This is a genomic window from Streptococcus oralis, from assembly GCF_023109315.1.
GTDB classification, from domain to species: domain Bacteria; phylum Bacillota; class Bacilli; order Lactobacillales; family Streptococcaceae; genus Streptococcus; species Streptococcus oralis_BS.
Map to the genome: position 1 here is coordinate 92,482 of NZ_JALDUF010000003.1, position 20,407 is coordinate 112,888.

The window sequence follows — 20,407 nt, forward strand, 5'->3', positions numbered from 1 at the left end:
CAGATGTTACTAATCAAAAATGGTCGTGTAATGGATCCCAAGTCTGGTTTGGATCAAGTGTGTGATGTTTTGGTCCAAGATGGGAAAATTGTCAAAATTGCGCCTGAAATTAAGGAAGAAGGAGCAGAACTGATTGATGCTACTGGGCTTGTAGTTGCGCCTGGACTCGTGGATATTCATGTTCATTTTCGTGAACCTGGTCAGACCCACAAGGAGGATATCCATACTGGTGCTCTAGCAGCCGCTGCAGGTGGTTTTACAACGGTCGTCATGATGGCTAATACCAATCCAACCATCTCAGACGTGGAGACTTTGCAAGAAGTTCTTCAGTCAGCTGCTAAAGAGAAAATCAATGTTAAGACGGTTGCGACCATTACTAAGAATTTTAATGGCCAAGACTTAACTGACTTTAAGGCACTTTTGGAAGCTGGAGCAGTTGGTTTCTCAGATGACGGTATCCCGCTTGAAAGTAGCAAGGTTCTCAAAGAAGCCTTGGAAAACGCCAAGAAACTAGGTACCTTTGTTTGTCTTCACGAGGAAGATCCTGGTTTGAATGGAATTCTTGGTTTCAACGAAAACATCGCTAAAGACCACTTCAAGATCTGTGGTGCGACAGGTGTAGCAGAATACGCTATGATTGCGCGTGATGTCATGATTGCCCATGCAACTAAGGCCCACGTTCATATCCAGCATTTGTCTAAGGAGGAAAGTGTCAAAGTAGTAGAGTTTGCTCAAGGTTTGGGGGCCCAAGTCACAGCAGAAGTGGCACCACAACATTTTTCTAAGACAGAAACTCTTCTTTTAACTCAAGGTAGCAATGCCAAAATGAACCCTCCGCTTCGTTTGGAATCAGACCGTCGTGCCGTTATCGAAGGTCTCAAGTCAGGTGTTATCACAGTTATCGCGACAGACCACGCGCCTCACCATGCAGATGAGAAAAATGTAGAAGATATCACCAAAGCGCCATCTGGTATGACTGGTTTGGAAACCTCTCTTTCTCTTGGTTTGACTTATTTGGTGGAAGCTGGTGAACTAAGCTTGATGGAATTACTAGAAAAAATGACTGTCAATCCAGCCCAACTTTACAACTTTGAAGCAGGCTACTTGGCTGAAAATGGTCCAGCGGACATCACTGTCTTTGATGACAAGGCTGATCGGACTGTTGGTCCAAACTTCGCTTCAAAATCAGCCAATTCTCCATTTATCGGGGAAACTTTAAAAGGGCAGGTCAAATATACTATCTGTAAGGGACAAATCGTCTATCAAAACTAGATGGGACTCTGCTCTATAAACTATAAGAATAGAGAGCGTATATGTACCCAACCCATCAATTTAAAGACAAGTTTGTTTTATTTCTTGAGATATTTTTCCCTATCCTGATTTATCAATTTGCCAATTATTCTGCCTCTTTTGTTGATACAACAATGACTGGGCAGTACAATACCATGGACTTGGCTGGTGTATCAACTGCAACGAGTCTATGGAATCCTTTCTTTACTTTTTTAACAGGGATTGTTTCGGCCATGGTTCCCATCATAGGCCATCATCTGGGACGAGGCAAAAAGGAAGAAGTTGCGTCAGATTTTTACCAGTTCATCTATTTGGCCTTGGGTCTATCTGTGGTCTTACTGGGACTGGTACTTTTCTTGGCACCTCTTGTCTTAAATCATATCGGACTAGAAGCTCAAGTAGCGGCAGTTGCAGTTTCCTATCTTTGGTACCTGTCTATTGGAATTATTCCCTTGTTGCTTTTTAGTGTCATTCGATCATTGTTAGATTCTCTTGGATTGACCAAGCTATCTATGTATCTGATGCTCCTATTACTTCCGCTAAATAGTGGTTTTAACTATCTCTTGATATATGGAGCCCTTGGTTTTCCAGAGCTTGGTGGCGCAGGAGCAGGTCTAGGAACTTCTCTAGCCTATTGGGTTTTACTGGGAATTTCCCTGCTTGTTTTGTTCAAACAGGAAAGATTAAAAGCGTTACATCTTGAAAAACCTATTCCACTCAATATAGATAAAATCAAGGAAGGTGTTCGATTAGGTCTACCAATCGGAGGAACCGTATTTGCGGAAGTGGCTATTTTCTCCGTGGTGGGACTAATCATGGCTAAGTTTTCATCGCTCATCATCGCCAGTCACCAGTCAGCTATGAATTTTTCGAGTCTCATGTACGCTTTTCCCATGAGTATTTCCTCTGCTATGGCGATTGTTGTGTCGTATGAGGTGGGGGCTAAACGTTTTGAGGATTCTAAAATCTATGCTCGTTTGGGGAGAATAACAGCCCTCATTTTTGCTGGTTTTACCCTGTCCTTTCTCTACATTTTTAGAGATCGTGTAGCAAGTCTATATGGGAATGACTCTCAGTTCATTGAAACAACGGCTGTATTTCTGACTTACAGTCTCTTCTTCCAGCTAGCTGATACCTTTGCGGCTCCGCTCCAGGGGATTCTAAGAGGCTATAAGGACACTATCGTTCCTTTCTATCTTGGCCTAATCGGATATTGGGGAGTAGCGATACCTCTAGGATATCTATTAGATCAAGCAACTGACTTGGGGGCATTTGCCTACTGGATTGGGTTGATTGCCAGCTTGATTGTTTCTGGCTGTTTGTATCAATGGCGTTTGAAATCCATAATGAAAAGATTGGGCTAATTTTTGGAAAACATCCCGAAAAACAAGTTTGTGAAAAAATACTCTAACTAAAGAAAATCCCTGTTAAAACGGGGATTTATTTTTTTACCTTGTGAAATTTTAACGGTCATATACTTTGACAGTGTTTTCTAAAAACGGTAAAATAGTAAAGTAAGTACAAAGTTAGAAAGGCAAGAAGATGTCAACTTTAGATATAAATCTTTTGCTAGAGATGTTCCGTAAGATGGAAGAAATCCGTCGTATGGACTTAAAAATTGCGCAATTAGTAAAGAAAGGGAAAGTGCCAGGAATGACGCACTTTTCTGTTGGAGAAGAGGCAGCTAACGTGGGTGCTATGTTGGCTCTCAATCCAGATGATCTAATTACCTCAAACCACCGTGGTCACGGACAAGCTATTGCCAAAGGAATTGACCTCAATGGAATGATGGCTGAAATCCTTGGCAAATACACTGGAACTTGTAAAGGTAAAGGTGGTTCTATGCACATCGCTGACCTGGATGCTGGTAACCTTGGTGCCAATGGTATCGTAGGTGGTGGTATGGGAATCGCTGTTGGCGCAGCCCTCAGTCAGCAAATGAAAAATACCGGTAAAATCGTTGTTTGCTTCTTTGGAGATGGTGCGACCAACGAAGGTGTCTTTCACGAAGCAGTAAACATGGCTTCTATCTGGAACCTGCCAGTCATTTTCTATTGCATTAACAACGGTTATGGGATCTCTGCGGATATCAAGAAAATGACGAATGTGGAGCATATCCATCAACGTAGTGCTGCTTATGGAATCCCTGGAATGTTTATCGAAGATGGAAACAATGTCATCAATGTCTATGAAGGATTTAAGAAAGCCGTAGACCATGTTCGTGGTGGCAATGGACCAGTTTTGATCGAAAGTATCACTTATCGCTGGCTTGGTCACTCATCATCTGACCCTGGTAAATATCGTACTCGTGAAGAAGTGGAATTGTGGAAACAAAAAGACCCAATCGAAAATCTTCGCAAATACCTCATTGAAAACAATATTGCAAGTGCAGAAGAATTGGAAGAAATCCAAGCGCAAGTCAAGGAAGCAGTAGAAGCTTCTGTTAAATTTGCGGAAGAAAGCCCATTCCCACCACTAGAATCAGCATTTGAAGATATTTACGCAGACTAAGGAGAAAGAGATAAAATGGAAACAAAAACAATGTCGTTCCGTGACACCATTATCCTTGCTATGTCTGAGGAAATGCGTCGCGATGAAAATGTGTTCTTGATGGGAGAAGACGTCGGTGTCTTCGGAGGAGACTTCGGTACTTCTGTTGGAATGCTCGAAGAATTTGGTCCAGAACGTGTCCGTGACTGTCCTATTTCTGAAGCTGCTATCTCGGGAGCAGCAGCAGGAGCAGCTATGACAGGACTTCGCCCAATCGTTGATATGACCTTTATGGATTTCTCGGTTATAGCCATGGACAATATCGTTAACCAAGCTGCTAAAACACGTTATATGTTTGGTGGTAAAGGTCAAGTTCCAATGACTGTCCGTTGTGCAGCTGGTAACGGAGTTGGTTCTGCAGCACAGCACTCGCAATCCCTAGAGTCTTGGTTTACACACATCCCTGGTCTCAAGGTTGTAGCTCCAGGTACACCTGCGGATATGAAAGGACTGCTCAAGTCTTCTATCCGTGATAACAACCCTGTTATCATCCTTGAATACAAGTCAGAATTTAACCAAAAAGGGGAAGTGCCAGTTGATCCAGACTACACAATCCCACTTGGGGTTGGGGAAATCAAACGCGAAGGAACGGATGTAACAGTCGTTACTTACGGTAAAATGCTACGTCGTGTGGTTCAAGCTGCTGAAGAATTAGCAGAAGAGGGAATTTCAGTTGAAATTGTGGACCCACGTACCCTCGTTCCGCTTGATAAGGATATCATCATTAACTCAGTGAAGAAGACTGGTAAGGTGGTACTTGTCAACGATGCTCACAAAACAAGTGGCTATATCGGAGAGATTTCAGCTATTATTTCAGAATCAGAAGCATTTGATTATCTAGACGCACCAATCCGCCGTTGCGCCGGAGAAGATGTGCCAATGCCTTACGCGCAAAACCTTGAAAATGCAATGATTCCAACAGTTGAAAGCATCAAAGATGCAATCCGTAAGACTTATAACAAAGAATAATATTGCATAAATTAAATTACGTAAATTTTTAGAGATTTTAACTTTAGTAACTTGAGGTATGTTTTGTATCCAAGTTGTATATAAAGTTGCGACAGTTTTTTGACGAATCGATCATATTCGACAAAAAACTTAGTAAGTCTACTAGGTTGACCGCCTAATAGCGGCAACCGTAGTAACTTGAGACGCGTTTCGTGTCCAAGTTACTTGTAGAGTTGAACACGGGCTAAAAGCTCGGAAAAAAGATAAATCTCCTTGGCTTCATCGAAGCCAGCGTCGATTTCCTATTTTTCAGTCGCTTTTGACGCCCTTTATATCATGTAATTGAATTCGGACGGAGGTCTGTGAAAAAAAGATAGATTTCCTTGTGTTCATCGAACACATCGTCAATCTCCTATTTTTTCATTGCCCTCTTCGTACTTAATATCTTAGTATAGAATTGGAGAGGTCATGGCTGATGACAAGCTAAGAGCGACTCCTGCGGCTAGAAAGTTAGCGGATGATCTAGGGATCAATCTCTACGACGTTTCTGGCTCAGGTGCAAACGGTCGTGTCCACAAAGAAGACGTGGAAACTTATAAAGACACAAACGTGGTTCGCATTTCGCCACTTGCAAAACGAATTGCCCTCGAACATAACATTGCTTGGCAGGAAATCCAAGGAACGGGTCACCGTGGTAAAATCATGAAGAAGGACGTTTTAGCCTTACTTCCTGAAAATATCGAAAACGACACCATCAAGTCTCCTGCTCAAATCGAAAAAGTGGAAGAAGTTCCAGATACTATCACTCCTTATGGTGAGATTGAGCGTATTCCAATGACACCAATGCGTAAGATTATCGCCCAACGTATGGTCGAATCCTACCTGACTGCGCCAACCTTCACGCTCAACTACGATGTTGATATGTCTGAAATGCTGGCTCTTCGTAAGAAAGTTCTTGAACCAATCATGGAAGCAACTGGTAAGAAAATTACGGTTACTGATCTTCTTTCACTCGCTGTTGTTAAGACATTGATGAAACACCCTTACATCAACGCTTCATTGACCGAAGACGGCAAGACTATTATTACTCATAATTATGTCAACCTTGCGATGGCGGTTGGAATGGATAATGGATTGATGACACCTGTTGTTTACAATGCTGAGAAACTAAGTCTGTCAGAGTTGGTAGTTGCATTTAAAGACGTTATTGGTCGTACCTTGGATGGTAAATTAGCTCCTAGTGAACTTCAAAATTCAACATTTACTATCAGTAACTTGGGAATGTTTGGTGTTCAGTCCTTTGGTCCGATTATTAACCAACCAAACTCAGCAATCCTCGGGGTGAGCTCAACAGTTGAAAAACCTGTAGTTGTCAATGGTGAGATTGTTATCCGACCAATCATGAGTCTAGGATTAACTATTGACCACCGTGTCGTAGATGGTATGGCTGGTGCTAAGTTTATGAAAGACTTGAAAGCCTTGATTGAGAATCCGATCTCAATGTTGGTTTAAGTCAGCTATTGTTTTTTTTAGAGATTTAGATAAAGGAAGTAAGACATGGCCTTAGAAGTAATTATGCCAAAAGCCGGCGTAGATATGACAGAAGGACAAATCGTCCAATGGAATAAAAAAGTCGGTGAATTTGTAAAAGAAGGAGAAATCCTTTTGGAAATCATGACTGACAAAGTCAGCATGGAATTGGAAGCTGAAGAAGATGGATACTTGATTGCCATCCTTAAAGGAGATGGTGAAACCGTTCCAGTAACTGAAGTTATCGGTTACCTTGGCGAAGAAGGGGAAAACATCCCAACAGCTGGAGCAGCTGCGCCAGAATCAAAACCTGCACCTGCAGCTAGTTCCTCAAACGACGATGGTAAGAGCGATGATGCATTTGATATCGTTGTAATTGGTGGAGGCCCTGCTGGTTATGTTGCAGCGATTAAAGCTGCCCAACTCGGTGGTAAGGTTGCCCTTGTTGAAAAATCTGAACTTGGTGGAACGTGCTTGAACCGTGGCTGTATCCCAACAAAGACCTACCTTCACAATGCTGAAATCATCGAAAACATCGATCATGCAGCAAACCGTGGTATCGTCATTGAAAATCCAAACTTCACTGTTGATATGGACAAACTTTTAGAAACTAAATCTAAAGTTGTCAATACCTTGGTAGGTGGAGTTGCAGGTCTTCTTCGTAGCTACGGAGTTACTGTTCATAAAGGAATTGGTACCATCACTAAAGACAAGAATGTCTTAGTTAATGGTTCAGAATTGCTTGAAACCAAGAAAATCATCCTTGCTGGTGGTTCAAAAGTCAGCAAGATTAACGTTCCTGGTATGGAATCATCACTTGTAATGACCAGTGATGACATTCTTGAAATGAACGAAGTTCCAGAAAGCCTTGTTATCATCGGCGGTGGCGTTGTCGGTATCGAACTCGGTCAAGCCTTCATGACGTTTGGTTCAAAAGTAACTGTTATCGAAATGATGGACCGTATCGTTCCAGCTATGGATGCGGAAGTGTCTAAGAATCTCCGCTTGATTCTTGAGCGTAAAGGTATGACCATCTTGACAGGTACAAAATTGCAAGAAATCATCGAAGAAAATGGTCAACTTCGTATCAAGGTTGAGGGAAAAGATGATATCATCGCAAGCAAAGCGCTCCTTTCAATCGGTCGTGTGCCAGACCTTGAAGGTATTGGTGATGTTGAGTTTGAATTGGATCGTGGACGTATCAAGGTCAACGAATACATGGAAACTTCTGTTCCAGGTATCTACGCACCAGGTGATATTAATGGTACTAAGATGTTAGCGCACGCAGCCTTCCGTATGGGTGAAGTTGCCGCTGAAAATGCCCTTAAAGGAAATCATGCTGTTGCCAAACTTAACTTGACTCCTGCAGCTATCTACACTCTTCCTGAAGTAGCAGCAGTAGGTCTAACTGAAGAACAAGCTCGTGAGAAATACGATGTAGCCATCGGTAAATTCAACTTTGCAGCTAATGGTCGTGCTATTGCATCGGACGCTGCTCAAGGTTTCGTAAAAGTCATTGCAGATAAGAAATATGGAGAAATCCTTGGTGTGCACATCATTGGTCCTGCAGCTGCAGAATTGATTAACGAAGCGTCAAGCATTATCGAAATGGAAATCACTGTTGAAGAAATGTTGAAGACTATTCATGGACACCCAACCTACTCTGAAGTGATGTACGAAGCATTTGCGGATGTTCTAGGAATGGCTATCCATTCACCTAAGAAAAAATAAAACGAAGATAGATTAGACTGGAAGATATTTTCCAGTCTCTATCGTATAAAGGGATATCATGAAATACATTATCAATCATTCAAACGACACCGCCTTTAATATTGCCTTGGAAGAATATGCCTTTAAACACTTACTAGATGAGGATCAAATCTTCCTTCTTTGGATTAACAAACCATCTATCATTGTTGGACGTCACCAGAACACTATCGAAGAAATCAATCGTGATTATGTTCGAGAAAATGGGATTGAGGTAGTTCGCCGTATCAGTGGTGGTGGAGCTGTTTATCACGATTTAAACAACCTCAACTACACCATCATTTCAAAAGAAGATGAAAACAAGGCCTTTGACTTCAAGAGCTTCTCAACTCCAGTTATCAATACCTTGGCTCAACTAGGTGTTAAGGCTGAATTCACAGGCCGCAATGACCTAGAGATTGATGGCAAGAAATTCTGTGGCAATGCCCAAGCCTATATCAATGGCCGTATTATGCACCATGGTTGCTTGCTCTTTGACGTTGATTTATCAGTCCTTGCTAACGCCCTCAAGGTTTCAAAAGACAAATTCGAATCAAAAGGTGTGAAATCCGTCCGTGCCCGTGTAACCAATATTGTCAATGAATTACCAGAAAAAATCACAGTTGAAGAATTCCGAGACTTGCTACTGGAATACATGAAAAAAGAGTACCCAGAAATGACTGAATATGTTTTTTCTGAACAAGAATTGGCTGAAATTAAGCGTATCAAGGATACCAAGTTTGGAACTTGGGACTGGAACTACGGTAAATCACCTGAATTTAACGTTCGTCGTGGAACAAAATTTACCAGTGGTAAGGTTGAAGTTTTTGCCAACGTCCTTGAATCAAAAATCCAAGACATCAAGATCTATGGTGACTTCTTTGGTATTGAAGACGTTGCAGCTGTAGAAGATGTCCTTCGTGGAGTGAAATACGAACGCGAAGATGTTCTTAATGCCTTAGAAACTATTGATATCACACGCTACTTTGCTGGAATTAGCCGTGAAGAAATTGCTGAAGCAGTAGTAGGATAATAAAAGAATCCATTTAAGATGGATTCTTTTATTACGTTTAGACTTGATAATCAAGCTGATTAGAGTATAATAGAGAGGAAAAATGAAAAGGAGTTATTCATTAATGTTAGAAATTCCAGTAGAAAGTCTTAATCTATTTGAACAGTTAGACCGCAATGTTGTTGCTTTTTATAGAAATGAAGAAATTTCCCAAACAGAAAGTTTAAATATAAGTATCACACAAGAACATTATGATAAGAAAAATAAAGAGCTGCAGCCTTTAGGATACCAAGCTGTTCAAATACCTTTAGGAATGGCCTTAGATAATATAATCCAGCAAGCCCATTTCCAAAATCTTATAATTGGCGGTCTTCTTCCCGATGAAATCAAAGTAAAGAAAGAGGACTTAATGCCTTTGAAAGATATTGTTGATAGTTTTTGTATTATGTACGCTGCCGCAAATAACCGACTGGAAAATGGTAAAGCTTATGAACTGATGAAGGATAAGACAGTGTATTTTATTGGTAAACTGTTGACTGACAGTCTTAAAAAAGGTGACGAAATTTCTTATATGGGAATCGAAAGAGAATCAGCTGATGGAACTTCTTATGAAGCAGTAAAATGTTTTCTAACTAAATAGAGTGCTGAGCAGTACAATGATTCAAAAAAACCTGTAAGCCCAGCAAATCTAGCCTATCTACAAGCCTTTTGGGGTAAACCAGTAATTATAGAGCCACACCGTAACTACTGGATTGAGTTTAAATAACTAAAAAACGAAAGATAATTTCGCTTTTTAGCGATAGTTGATTTACATAATTTATTTTATGTAAATCACAAACTATCTAAAGCATTCTTTTGTTCATCGTTGACGATATGGGTATAGAGGTCAGTGACTTGTGTACTGGCGTGTCCTAGCTGATGGCTGACCAAAACTTGCGATTTAGTTGCATCATAGAGTCTGGTTGCTAAGGTATGGCGGAGTTTGTGGGGAGTTACACGGACTTTGAAGTCCTCAGAGTACTTAGCAACCATCTTTTCAACACTAGAAGCATCGATACGATTGGGAACGCCACGATATAAGGTCAGAAAGAGAGCTGTATCTGTCTTTTTCGTCTTATAGCGTTGATTTCGAATGGCTAGATAATTCTCTAGGTAAGGCTTAGCAAAAGCAGCGACATTGACCGAGTCACGTTTGCCACCTTTTCGAGTAACATCGATAACCATCATTTTGAGATTAAGGTCTCTTAGATCCAAATTAACAGCTTCAGATAAGCGGACACCAGACGCCAAGAGAAGGGCAATAATGGCTAAATCACGTTCTTTATTTTTATTGAATGACGAGAGGGCACGATTTGAGAGCTGTTGTGGATACTCCTGGTCGATATAGGTTAGAAAACCTTCTGTTTCATCACCTAGAAAGAGTTTTTGCTTGATGTTTTCAGCTCTGGCAGCAAGTGTTTCTTTCTTTTTCTTGGTTGAAACTTTCTTCATTACATTACGATAGAAATAAGGTTCACCCTGATCATTCTCGACTTCCTCGGTTAGATACTTATAAAGACTGGAAAGTGCTGACAATGTGCGATTGATGGTTGTCTGAGAGACACCTTGCTTGGTTGTATTGGCATTCAGCAAAGGTCGTTCACGTAGATAAAGAATAAAGGCTTCCATGTCTTTTTTAGACATATTTTCCAAGACTGATAAAGGAATGTCAGACATTTTATCAACATTTGAAATACCAGATTCCAAAACCCAGCTGAAAAATCGATCGTATTCCTTGAGGTATTCGTACAGAGTTGTAAAACTGTAGGGAACAGCAAGCTTTGATTGGTAGTATTCCAAAACATACCAGGGCATGATTTGTTTTAGTTTGTCGATTCGTTCCAGTAAAATCTCACGTTTCATGTATTTTCTCCATAAGTAAGTCTACTAGTAGTATAGCATAGACTTATATATTTTTCAAGAAAATTATAGTTTTTCGGAAAGATGTTACATGAGTTTTTTTAAAGTGCAAAAAATAAAAAAATAACCAAAAAAATTTTTTAAGCCAATTATATTCAATTATGTACTTTATTTAAGTAAAAACTAAAAATTTTTCAAATGTACATTTTGACAATAAAAAACACTCCAATATCAATTTAATGATCTTTAGAGTGTTTTTAGCTTGTTTGATTTTAATATTTTATTACATCTTTAATCTAACGAAATGCTCCTGTTTTCTTCTTAAACCTTTGCAAATTGAGCAGCTTATTAATGAGCGCTTCTCATACTTAATTTTTTCATTAATTTTTAGTTTGTATCGATGATTTGAGTTTTCTTTACATATCCACCATACAGTTTGTTGATATTTCTCATTGATTGCAGTCGGGTCTGCTAAAAGAATATTATTAAGATAGTCCCATTCGTTCATTAAATGTTTATGAGTCGTTTCTAGGTCGTTAAATCCTTTTAACACCTCATTATTTTGACAATATGGACAACAAGATTCTTTCATTAGAATCTTTTTCTTAACAGTTTGTTGATATTCTCCTTTACATACATTGCATTTCCACCACGCTCTATAAGTCGAATTACAACACATTATTGAGCAAGAACTTTTTTGATTTAAGTCTGACCACTATTTAATTAACCTTGGATGAGTGGTTGAAAGGTCGTTAAATCCTTTCCTTTTGTCTGTTTAGCTACCAAAAAGATACCATATAACCTTATTTAAAAACAGTTGATTTGCTCTTGCTGATGTATTCATCTTTATATTCAACAACGTCCTCAATAAGCTGTTTCTTTATTACTTGAATATATTTTTCCATGTATTCAAAATCAATAGTACCACTTTTTGTCACTGGAAGTTCAATATCAATATTTGAAATAACATCAAGAGCAAAAGAAGATTGACCCCAAGAAAAATTTGTAAAAGCTTTTTTCATCGAACTAATTAAATACAAAGCAATATTTTCTGTTAATTTCCCATATTTTTTATTTAACTTAAATATTTGAATCTTATCTCCTGTAAAGTAGGCATTTGGTTGATAATACATAGTTACAGTATCTTGACCGAAAGAAATAGTATTGGAGGGATTTAAAAATTTTTCATCAAAATCAATATATCCTCTGATTCCATTTTCACCTTCTCCTCTAGCAACATATGAGAATTCACCGTTAAAAGTAACAATATTCGCATTTATCTTCTTCTTAGTAGGTATGATATCAAAAAAAGTTAACTACAGAAACAACGGAATTAAATTTGTTTTTTGCGCTAAAATGATGCGCACGTTTAGAATAAAACAAGTATTAAACTCTATACAATTTTAAAGAGGTGTAAAGAAAAAATAATCTGAAAAGCTTGTATACATTATTGATTCGTGCACAAGTGTGTAAATATTGTAAAACAATTTCAAAATGTGGTAGACTAGATATGAATTTTGATGGACGATAATTAGGTCAGAAAAAAGGTTACATATGGAAAAATTAGTTTTTATCGGAATGCTAGTGTTCTTGGCAGTTGTGTTTATTGGAATATTGTTTTGGCTGCGTTTTAGAATGAAGAACACCTTTGAGAACGGTGTTCCAGTGTACGATGCCCCAGCAAATAATCAGACTAGGACGAGTAAGCTAAGCGTAGGAGAGTATGCAGTGCATATAGTTTTAATACTAATTAGCGCTGTAATTGCCTTTAAGGTCATGGGCATGTTCCGTCATGGGGCGGCGCCAATTGGTGCTGCTATAATCACGCCTTCTATAATGGCGCTTTTCAATGCACGAAGGAGAACCGGGAAATCTTGGATAGGTATCGTTGCAGTGCTTATGGTATTTGTATTTTTGATGTTCGCATACATACTGATAGGTTTACCTGACAAGGCGCCAGCTTTGATGATTAGTAATACGGAGATAAAGTTATCTGAGACGAAGGTGTCGGATTTGATGGATAAGGGGTATGATATATATGTATCAAATGGTAAACAGAACTACTCCGAGTATGATGAGCTTTTGACATCGGGAAGCTATTATAAATACCAAGGTTCCGGTGTAACAGTGCCAAGCGGATTTAAGTCATATGACTCTGCAGTCACACGATCGACTTATCTTCTTGTAAAGAAGAATGTAGTAGTTGGCTGCATAGGTGTTTACGGGCATAAAAAGAGGTATGAGGAACTGAAGGACTGTGTAGTTACGCAGGTTTGCTTCGATTCTGAATGCACAGCTGCTGCTAAAAAATATGGAATTTCATATAATATAGATGGTATAGGTTTGCTAGAGAAGCTTGATGAAAATAAGTTTAAGGAAGTATTTGGTAAAAAAATATGGCTGACTCCAAGCAATCCGAGAGGTGAATATTTGGGACATTACGGTGTGCAGTGGGGAACAGGTAACAATGAATTCTTTTGGAATCAATACTTTATGAATTTGGACATTGATTCGAATAATAATATAGTTAATTTTAGTTTTAAAGTTCATATTGCAGGTGAACGAGAGAATAATTAGCAAGGATAGTTAGATAAAATGAAAAAGAAAAAAGTACTGAGCAAGACAAAGTATGCTATTTATCTTCTGATGGTCCACCTTATATGCATACTTTTCACTATAAGCAAAATAATGATACCTTCATGGGGGCACTGGTTAGAGACGACACGCTTTCTTTGGACAAACTTTCCTACCTATGTATGCGTGTTAATAGCCGTTTTCCCAATGATATGCTTTTGGCCATATTCAATTAGCGCAGATTTTAAGCCAGGTACATCAAAGACAATACTTGCGACTTTCGGACTAATAGTAGGTAACGTGACTCTGATTTTGATATATACGACTATTTTGCACAAGGTATTATAGCAATTAAAAAATTCCATCGAAAAACACTGGGATAAAAGTCTGACTTTGAGGGTCATCTCATGCCTTATTATAGGGATTTTTTAATTTCTGCAAGCAGCTCATCATATTCTTCAAATGCCGGAACCTCAGGATGCTCCTTCTTGATTGATTCGGTTTGTCAACCAGTCCGTAACCATAGAGCACATGTTTTTAATGAACTAGCCGACATTGGTTACAATTCCTCTAAGCACCTTTGGGTCTATGGATTCAAAGTACATATGCTGGTCACCCTATCAGGCTATATTCTGAATTATGTTGTAACGCCTGCCTCAGTACATGATATTAGGGCAGTTGATGACTTACTAGAAAATTGTTCTCAACCCTATGTTTTAGCTGATTTAGCTTATCTTAGCTATGAACTCAGAGAACAGTTGAAACAGAGCTAAACAACATAATCATTAGAAACTAATGGCTATGAGACGGACTATTGAAACTCGATTTTCAGAACTTTGTGCTTTTTTTGATGTCGAACAAACACTAGCTAGAGGCTTAACAGGATTGCAGTTGAGAATGGAGCAAATTGTACTGACTTATAATCTGAGATACTTTGAGATTAACTAGCACCACGAGTAAAAATCTATATCTTACTATCAATAAGACCTTAAATGAGTAGCAAAAAATGTACAATTGAACCACCACTCCTTCTACTGTTACTAGAGTAAAAAATGTACAAATCAATTCCTTAAATCAGATGATGTGATGTACTAGAAAATATACAAAATACCACTCCAAAATAATGTACAAAACAAAAATAAAGTACACTTTTTAAAGAATGTACTTTATGCTTCTAATTCAGTTGTATCAATGGTTTAGCTCTAGTTTAGTCAATTGTACATAAAATTTTAGTTTTCTTAGATCTATGAAATACAGAACTAAATCTTTTTTCTATTGTGAATCATTATCTAGTGCTTTTTCTAGTTTCCAAATACTAAACCAGAATGAAATAGTCAGCAGAATAAGGAAAATAAAAAAGAGATTATCAGTAACGATACTTCTGTTCATTCTACATAACTGAAGAGCTATATAAGGAGCTATGAGATACAAAATACATTGTATAATTGCTATTGTTTTCTTTTTCATGATTTTTAATCTTACTGTACAGATTTGATACAGTAAACTCCTTTCTAGCTTTATCATTCCTAACTTAATTATAGTCTTATTTTTTACAAAGTTCAATTACTTGTATGTTGAAATACCTTATCAGTAAGAAATAACCGATCTCATTGCAGAGAATCGGTTTTCAAATGTATTTAATTAAGAAATATTTTTGTTGCATAATATAAATTATGTAAACAAAAACTTATAACAACAAATCTTTGACTTTTCCAATTTCACTTTTTGGAATCACCAAGTGAATCATATCACCCAGATACATTCTAGTTGAGCCGTTAACTGTTTGGCTCTTGCCATTATGGACTTGGGTAGTGATGAGTACGTTATGTGGCAAGTTGAGTTCGTGTACTTGTTTTCCAGCGATCTTATCTGATACAGGGATTTCAATGAGGGTGACTTCTCCTTCGTCTGTTGCTTCTTCTGGCAGCATTTTTTCTAGCATGGCCTCATAGACTGGAGCACCTTTGAGCAGATCCATGACGATGTAGGCGACTAAGGTCACTAAGCCAAGTGGCATAAGATTGCGAATGTCCCCTACCATCTCAGTTACGAGGATCATAGCGGTTAAGGGAGCCTTGGATATTGCCCCAAAGTAGCCACTCATTCCAAGAATAACAAATATAGGAAATTGCTCCTGACTGACAAGTCCAAAATTCATACAAATGACACCGACTAGGGCACCAAGTAAGGAACCAAGCGCCAGAATGGGAAGGAAGATTCCTCCTGGGAGACCACTTCCATAACTAATCATGCTCCAAACAAAGCGAATCAAAAAGTAAGCTAATAGAACCTGAAAACTAAAATCTAGCTCAGTCAAAGAAAGAACGACCTGATTTCCACCACCAAGAATTTGTGGCAAGAAGATCCCGACTGGTATGATAAGGATAAAGGCTAGGATTGGATAATAAGCTTTATCCAAATGGATTTTTTGACCAACCCAGTCATAAACTCGACCAACATTGAGTACAGCTTTCTCATAGAGAAAAGCAGAGAGCCCGAGAAAAACTCCCATAAGGAGGTAAATCCAATACTGGTCTAGGGTCATGAGAGGAATGTTATCCGGCATATCCAGTACGGGTGTTAGGCCAAATATGAGCAAAGAAACAAAGTTTGCTACGAGACTGGCTGCTAGAGTTGAGACCCAGAAAAAGCGTGAAAAATGGTGGTAAACTTCTTCTATAACAAAGAGAAGACCTGCGATTGGTGCATTAAAGGCAGCTGCTAGCCCTGCTGCAGCACCACTGGCAATCAAGGAGCGTTCCTCAACAGGGCTAGATTTGAGCCACTTGGCAATACCTTTTCCACCAACTGCTCCAAGTTGAATACTTGGCCCTTCACGCCCTAGCATAAGGCCACTGGCAATAGCAAGAATACCTAAAATATATTTTTTCCAGAGAATGCCCCACCAGTTGAGAGACATGAGACCTTTTAGTTCGGCTTCGACTTGAGGGATTCCAGAACCCTTGATATCTTTTTCCGATCGAGTTAATTTCGCACTGAGCCAGCTAACAATTAAATAAAATAAACCAATGATAAAAAGATTGCGCACTAGGTGCGCTTGATCTTGATAGAATCCTTGTATCAGGTGGAAGCCTTTTTCGATTGAAAACCGAAAGGATCCGACGATTAGTCCGACGACGAGACCAACAATGATTCCTCGTCCAACTTGGGATAATATGGTGCTTGAGGCAAAGGCAAATTCTTTCTTGGAACTGAGTGTTTCTGACTGTTCCTCCATAATCATTTCCTCTTACTTGTCTTTCTTAGTTGAAATCAGTGTTTTGACTGGTTCAAAACTGGTTCGGTGAATCGGGGTGACACCTAGTTTTTCTAGTCCTTCTAGATGTTTAGCTGTTCCATAACCTGCATTAGCCGTGAAATCATAGCCAGGATATTGCTGATCGTATTCCATCATCAATTCATCCCGTGTCACCTTGGCCACTATAGATGCAGCTGCGATGGAGAGGGAGTTGGCATCTCCTTTGATAATGGAGGTTTGTGAAATTGGTAACTCCAGTTTCATGGCATCTATCAAGAGGTGCTCAGGTTGCGGACTGAGCTGGGAGATTGCTTCCTTCATAGCTAGTTTGGTAGCTTCATAGATATTGACTTGGTCAATGACTTGATTATCCATGATACCAATCCCGATTGATAAAGCTTGGTCTTGAACGGCTTGATAAATTTCCAGATGTTTCTTTTTAGGGATTTTTTTGCTATCGTTGAGGCCTTTAATCTTACAATTTTTAGGTAAAATAACAGCTGCAGCAACTACAGGGCCAGCAAGAGGACCACGGCCGACCTCGTCAACACCTGCTACTAAGGTCAATCCTTGCTTATAGAGTTCTTTTTCATAGGAAAGCATGGATTCCAAACGTAGGTCCTCATCCAGTTCAGCCTGAATGGCTTTTTTACGCTTGTTAATTTCTTTTTGAACTCCAGAGCGACTATCCTTTTCCAGTTCAAGAAAAAGGGGATTGTCTAATTCTTTGACAGTGGCCAGAAGTTCTTTGATTTCTTTAATCGTCGTCATCGATGTCGTCCAATGTATCTAAGGTGTAGTTACCGAGTTTTCCATCACGGACTTCCTTGACGAAGAGGCTGTAAAAGCGGTCATAGTCGTCTCGGAAACCAAGGGCACGTGTCATATCCATGATGATAACAGGTGCTTCTTCTTCTATCTTCATTTGTTTGAAGCGTTCAGCTAGCTTTTCTGGATAATGTTTTTTGAAATAATTGAGACCAAAAATGGTCACTTCATCCATTGGGAGTAGTTGATCTTTAATTGCTCCAGTCAAGGCTAGTTTCAAAGCAACGGTTTCGTCTTCAAATTTAGGCCATAGAATCCCTGGCGTGTCTAATATTTCAAGGTCTTTATTGGTTTTGAGCCATTGTTGTCCTTTGGTAACACCTGGTTTATTGCCGACAACCGCAATCTTTTTCCCAGCCAAACGGTTCATGAGAGTTGACTTACCGGCATTTGGAATTCCGATAATCATGGTCCGCAAGGTTTCAATCTTGATACCGCGTTCTTTCTGGCGTGCAATCTTATCAGCCATGAGCTTTTTAGCCGCATCTGTCACAACTTTTACAGTTACTTGCTCTTTGGAGTTGATAGCCAGAGTTTGGATTCCCTGTGATTCAAAATACTGACGCCATTCTTTGGTCATTGCTGGGTCTGCTAGGTCAGCCTTGTTCAAAATCAAGAGTTTAGGTTTATCACCCACAATCTTGGTTAACATAGGATTTTGACTAGATAAAGGTAGTCGAGCATCCACCAAAATCGTCACAAAATCAATAAATTTTAAATTCTCCTGAACTTGTCGCCGAGCCTTAGACATGTGGCCCGGAAACCATTGAATAGTAGCCATAATATTTTCCCCTTCCGACTAAAAAAAACGTAGTAAAAACGTTTTCTTTCTTACTACCTATTCTATCATAAATGAGGAACTTTTGCACAGGCTTTGACCACAATAAATGACAAATAGTATAGGTCCGACACATCCTTGATGCCAGTCAGGATTTACTTGACTTTTTTTGCTAACAGGTATATACTTAGTGTATACAATTTCGTGGAGGTAGAGTGATGAATACAGTAAAGACTCGGAAGGTAGGGAATTCTCTCACTGTGACTATTCCTAAAAATTTGGGGATGACAGAAGGTCAAGAAATGGTTGTCTACAAAGGGATTGACGGAGTCATTGTCTTAGCTCCAAAACTGAAAGATCCTTTTGATGGGATTACTGATTTGAGAATGACAAACGATTTTGAAGGGGTAAGGCCACTTGATAGCGAAATCTGACTATATTCCTGAAAAGCAGGATATCATTTGGCTGGACTTTGATCCATCAGTCGGTCGAGAAATCCAGAAACGGCGACCTGCCTTGGTCGTTTCTAGGAGAGAATATGCCTTGCAAACTGGTTTTGTAGCTGTCTGTCCTATCACTCATGGCCAACAACGTTTGGCAGAAAAAGGCTTGCTCGTTCCTGTCTCGTCGGACAAGGTAGATGGCGCTGTCAATCCATTTCAACTGTATACCTTTGATTTTCGGATGCGTAATGCTCAAAAAATAACAAGAATGGACACGCAGTGTTTTCAGAAAGTCGTCCAACTTTACCAGTACATCTTTGGTGATACTTAAATCCTACCATGCATAAACAAGGTAGGATTTTTTTATATGAGCAATCTATCTAAAAACGGGTGAAGGCAGTTTGTCAAAATCCCTTTAATCCAGCTTTCTTGTGCTGATGATAAATGTTCTGCCTGAAGGCATTCTTTTAGAAAATCGCGGACTTGTTCTGGTGCAATTTCAAACTCAAAGGCTTTCATCTTGTAAAAAAAGTCGATGAGATGCTCAGATAAGTATTCATCTGAAAAGGGTACTTCTCCACTTTTTCGATATTCTGATAGGAGCCGAGAAAATCTGGATTTTTCATCAGGCAAATCCCGAAAATAGGAATTAAGAAGCCAAGTCTGCTTCTGCTTTCGTTCAATCGGATCTTGATTTGCAATTCGCTGATCCTTTTCCAACTCCTTTTGGTTTTGTTTAGCCTTGACAGCCCGTTCGTCTCTATTCTTACCAAAGAGGATTTTTTCCCATTTTCGTTCTTCTTGGGTCAAGGTTTCTGTAAAGCCAAAGTAATCCTGATAAGCACGCTCTGCTGGTCCCATGGCTAGGACCAGATTGTCTGCATATTGCTTGGCGATTTTATCTCTTTTCTTACGCTCCTTCTCTGCCTGGATACGTAGTTCTTGTTCGTAGTCGATTTTTTCCTTTCCTAGCTTGACAAGGTAGAGTTGGTCATCTGATTTTCCAAGTAAAAAGGGTTTGATACACTTTTCAAGGACTTCTTCCATACGAGCCTTTTTCTTGGGCTCTGCCTTGGTCCAACTTCCTCCTTGAAAGACTTCTAGGAAAAGCTGGTAGTCTCTCTCAGGTGTAAATTGATTGCCACGATTGGGTTTAAAAACACCTTTTTCCCAGAGCCACTTCAGAAGACGCTCGTCAAAGTCACTCTTATTGACCTTGATTTTTTCCTTTTTCTGGGCTTTTCTGGTCAGATTTTCAACCTTTCTGAGTAGTTTTTCTTCCTCCTCCAATTGCTGGTCAAGGGTCAATCGATGAAAGTGTCTGACGCAGTCGCTACCAATCGGAAAGAGGCGTTGACCTGTGACACCGTTAAAGAGTTCGTAGGCGTACTTGATGGCATTTCCACAGACACAATTGCTACGGCCGATACCGTTAAAAATCAAGGAAACTTCATTCCATTCCTTGGTAGCTTGTTCCCAAGTATTAGCTTTTGAAGCCTGTAAAACCGCATCGTGCAGGGATTTTCTAACTGGAAGTGTCATGAGGTCTC

17 protein-coding genes and 3 pseudogenes are annotated in these 20,407 nt (G+C 39.4%); 12 read left to right on the forward strand and 8 right to left on the reverse strand.

From position 1 onward, the window contains the following. The first annotated feature begins 3 nt into the window (after positions 1 to 3). The 8 genes and pseudogenes from M1F74_RS05035 to M1F74_RS05070 all read left to right on the forward strand — a co-directional run bounded on the left by M1F74_RS05035 (position 4) and on the right by M1F74_RS05070 (position 9,842). Positions 4 to 1,272, forward strand: a complete 1,269-nt coding sequence (locus M1F74_RS05035) for a dihydroorotase (protein ID WP_000924514.1) — start codon at positions 4 to 6, stop codon at positions 1,270 to 1,272. Between the two features lie 41 nt (positions 1,273 to 1,313). Continuing rightward, positions 1,314 to 2,654: an MATE family efflux transporter gene (locus M1F74_RS05040; RefSeq protein ID WP_247946491.1), complete on the forward strand. Its 1,341-nt coding sequence runs from the start codon at positions 1,314 to 1,316 to the stop codon at positions 2,652 to 2,654. Between the two features lie 178 nt (positions 2,655 to 2,832). Then, complete coding sequence (locus tag M1F74_RS05045) at positions 2,833 to 3,801, forward strand: thiamine pyrophosphate-dependent dehydrogenase E1 component subunit alpha (RefSeq protein WP_000105343.1); 969 nt, start codon at positions 2,833 to 2,835, stop codon at positions 3,799 to 3,801. 15 nt (positions 3,802 to 3,816) lie between these two features. Beyond that, entirely contained in the window at positions 3,817 to 4,809 is a 993-nt protein-coding gene (locus M1F74_RS05050) for an alpha-ketoacid dehydrogenase subunit beta (protein WP_000448714.1), read from the forward strand. Positions 4,810 to 5,256: 447 nt separating this feature from the next. After that, the gene (locus tag M1F74_RS05055; RefSeq protein WP_247946492.1) at positions 5,257 to 6,300 is read left to right on the forward strand and encodes a dihydrolipoamide acetyltransferase; all 1,044 of its coding nucleotides are present in this window, start codon (positions 5,257 to 5,259) and stop codon (positions 6,298 to 6,300) included. Positions 6,301 to 6,345: 45 nt separating this feature from the next. After that, positions 6,346 to 8,049: a dihydrolipoyl dehydrogenase gene (lpdA, locus tag M1F74_RS05060; protein WP_247946493.1), complete on the forward strand. Its 1,704-nt coding sequence runs from the start codon at positions 6,346 to 6,348 to the stop codon at positions 8,047 to 8,049. 58 nt (positions 8,050 to 8,107) lie between these two features. After that, positions 8,108 to 9,097 carry a lipoate--protein ligase gene (locus tag M1F74_RS05065; RefSeq protein WP_247946494.1) on the forward strand — a complete coding sequence of 330 codons (990 nt, stop codon included), beginning with the start codon at positions 8,108 to 8,110 and terminating at the stop codon, positions 9,095 to 9,097. A gap of 103 nt (positions 9,098 to 9,200) precedes the next feature. Further along, a pseudogene (locus M1F74_RS05070) lies at positions 9,201 to 9,842 on the forward strand (hypothetical protein). Positions 9,843 to 9,907: 65 nt separating this feature from the next. Here the strand turns inward: M1F74_RS05070 and xerS are convergent. From xerS to M1F74_RS05085, 4 genes and pseudogenes are all read right to left on the reverse strand, one after another. After that, a complete protein-coding gene (xerS, locus tag M1F74_RS05075; RefSeq protein WP_247946495.1) occupies positions 9,908 to 10,978 on the reverse strand; it encodes a tyrosine recombinase XerS in 1,071 nt (356 codons plus the stop codon). Between the two features lie 280 nt (positions 10,979 to 11,258). Continuing rightward, positions 11,259 to 11,567: a zinc-ribbon domain-containing protein gene (locus tag M1F74_RS05080; protein WP_007521954.1), complete on the reverse strand. Its 309-nt coding sequence runs from the start codon at positions 11,565 to 11,567 to the stop codon at positions 11,259 to 11,261. Beyond that, a pseudogene (locus M1F74_RS10120) lies at positions 11,547 to 11,666 on the reverse strand (zinc-ribbon domain-containing protein); the annotation flags it as partial. The pseudogene M1F74_RS10120 and the gene M1F74_RS05080, both read right to left, overlap by 21 nt. A gap of 112 nt (positions 11,667 to 11,778) precedes the next feature. Then, positions 11,779 to 12,276: a restriction endonuclease subunit S gene (locus M1F74_RS05085; protein WP_080619133.1), complete on the reverse strand. Its 498-nt coding sequence runs from the start codon at positions 12,274 to 12,276 to the stop codon at positions 11,779 to 11,781. A 253-nt stretch (positions 12,277 to 12,529) separates the two neighbouring features. On the opposite strand from M1F74_RS05085, the gene M1F74_RS05090 reads away from it, so the two are divergent. Then, positions 12,530 to 13,552: a hypothetical protein gene (locus tag M1F74_RS05090; protein WP_084854274.1), complete on the forward strand. Its 1,023-nt coding sequence runs from the start codon at positions 12,530 to 12,532 to the stop codon at positions 13,550 to 13,552. A gap of 485 nt (positions 13,553 to 14,037) precedes the next feature. Beyond that, positions 14,038 to 14,497: pseudogene (locus M1F74_RS05095) on the forward strand (IS982 family transposase); the annotation flags it as partial. A 739-nt stretch (positions 14,498 to 15,236) separates the two neighbouring features. On the opposite strand, the gene M1F74_RS05100 reads toward M1F74_RS05095, so the two are convergent. The 3 genes from M1F74_RS05100 to ylqF are packed head-to-tail and all read right to left on the reverse strand — an operon-like array spanning position 15,237 to position 18,417. Beyond that, complete coding sequence (locus tag M1F74_RS05100; protein WP_084854272.1) at positions 15,237 to 16,787, reverse strand: ClC family H(+)/Cl(-) exchange transporter; 1,551 nt, start codon at positions 16,785 to 16,787, stop codon at positions 15,237 to 15,239. A gap of 12 nt (positions 16,788 to 16,799) precedes the next feature. After that, a complete protein-coding gene (locus M1F74_RS05105) occupies positions 16,800 to 17,579 on the reverse strand; it encodes a ribonuclease HII (protein WP_084854270.1) in 780 nt (259 codons plus the stop codon). After that, positions 17,566 to 18,417, reverse strand: coding sequence for a ribosome biogenesis GTPase YlqF (ylqF, locus tag M1F74_RS05110; RefSeq protein ID WP_084854269.1), 852 nt, complete (start codon positions 18,415 to 18,417; stop codon positions 17,566 to 17,568). The genes M1F74_RS05105 and ylqF overlap by 14 nt, the downstream gene beginning before the upstream one ends. A gap of 215 nt (positions 18,418 to 18,632) precedes the next feature. Here ylqF and mazE point away from each other — a divergent pair, with 215 nt between their 5' ends. Further along, a complete protein-coding gene (gene mazE, locus M1F74_RS05115; protein ID WP_084854267.1) occupies positions 18,633 to 18,848 on the forward strand; it encodes a type II toxin-antitoxin system PemI/MazE family antitoxin in 216 nt (71 codons plus the stop codon). After that, complete coding sequence (locus tag M1F74_RS05120; RefSeq protein WP_000560798.1) at positions 18,832 to 19,188, forward strand: type II toxin-antitoxin system PemK/MazF family toxin; 357 nt, start codon at positions 18,832 to 18,834, stop codon at positions 19,186 to 19,188. Before mazE ends, M1F74_RS05120 begins: the two co-directional genes overlap by 17 nt. A 32-nt stretch (positions 19,189 to 19,220) precedes the next feature. On the opposite strand, the gene M1F74_RS05125 is transcribed toward M1F74_RS05120, so the two are convergent. Next, on the reverse strand, positions 19,221 to 20,399 hold the full coding sequence (locus M1F74_RS05125; RefSeq protein WP_247946496.1) for a hypothetical protein: 1,179 nt from the start codon (positions 20,397 to 20,399) through the stop codon (positions 19,221 to 19,223). Positions 20,400 to 20,407: the final 8 nt, after the last annotated feature.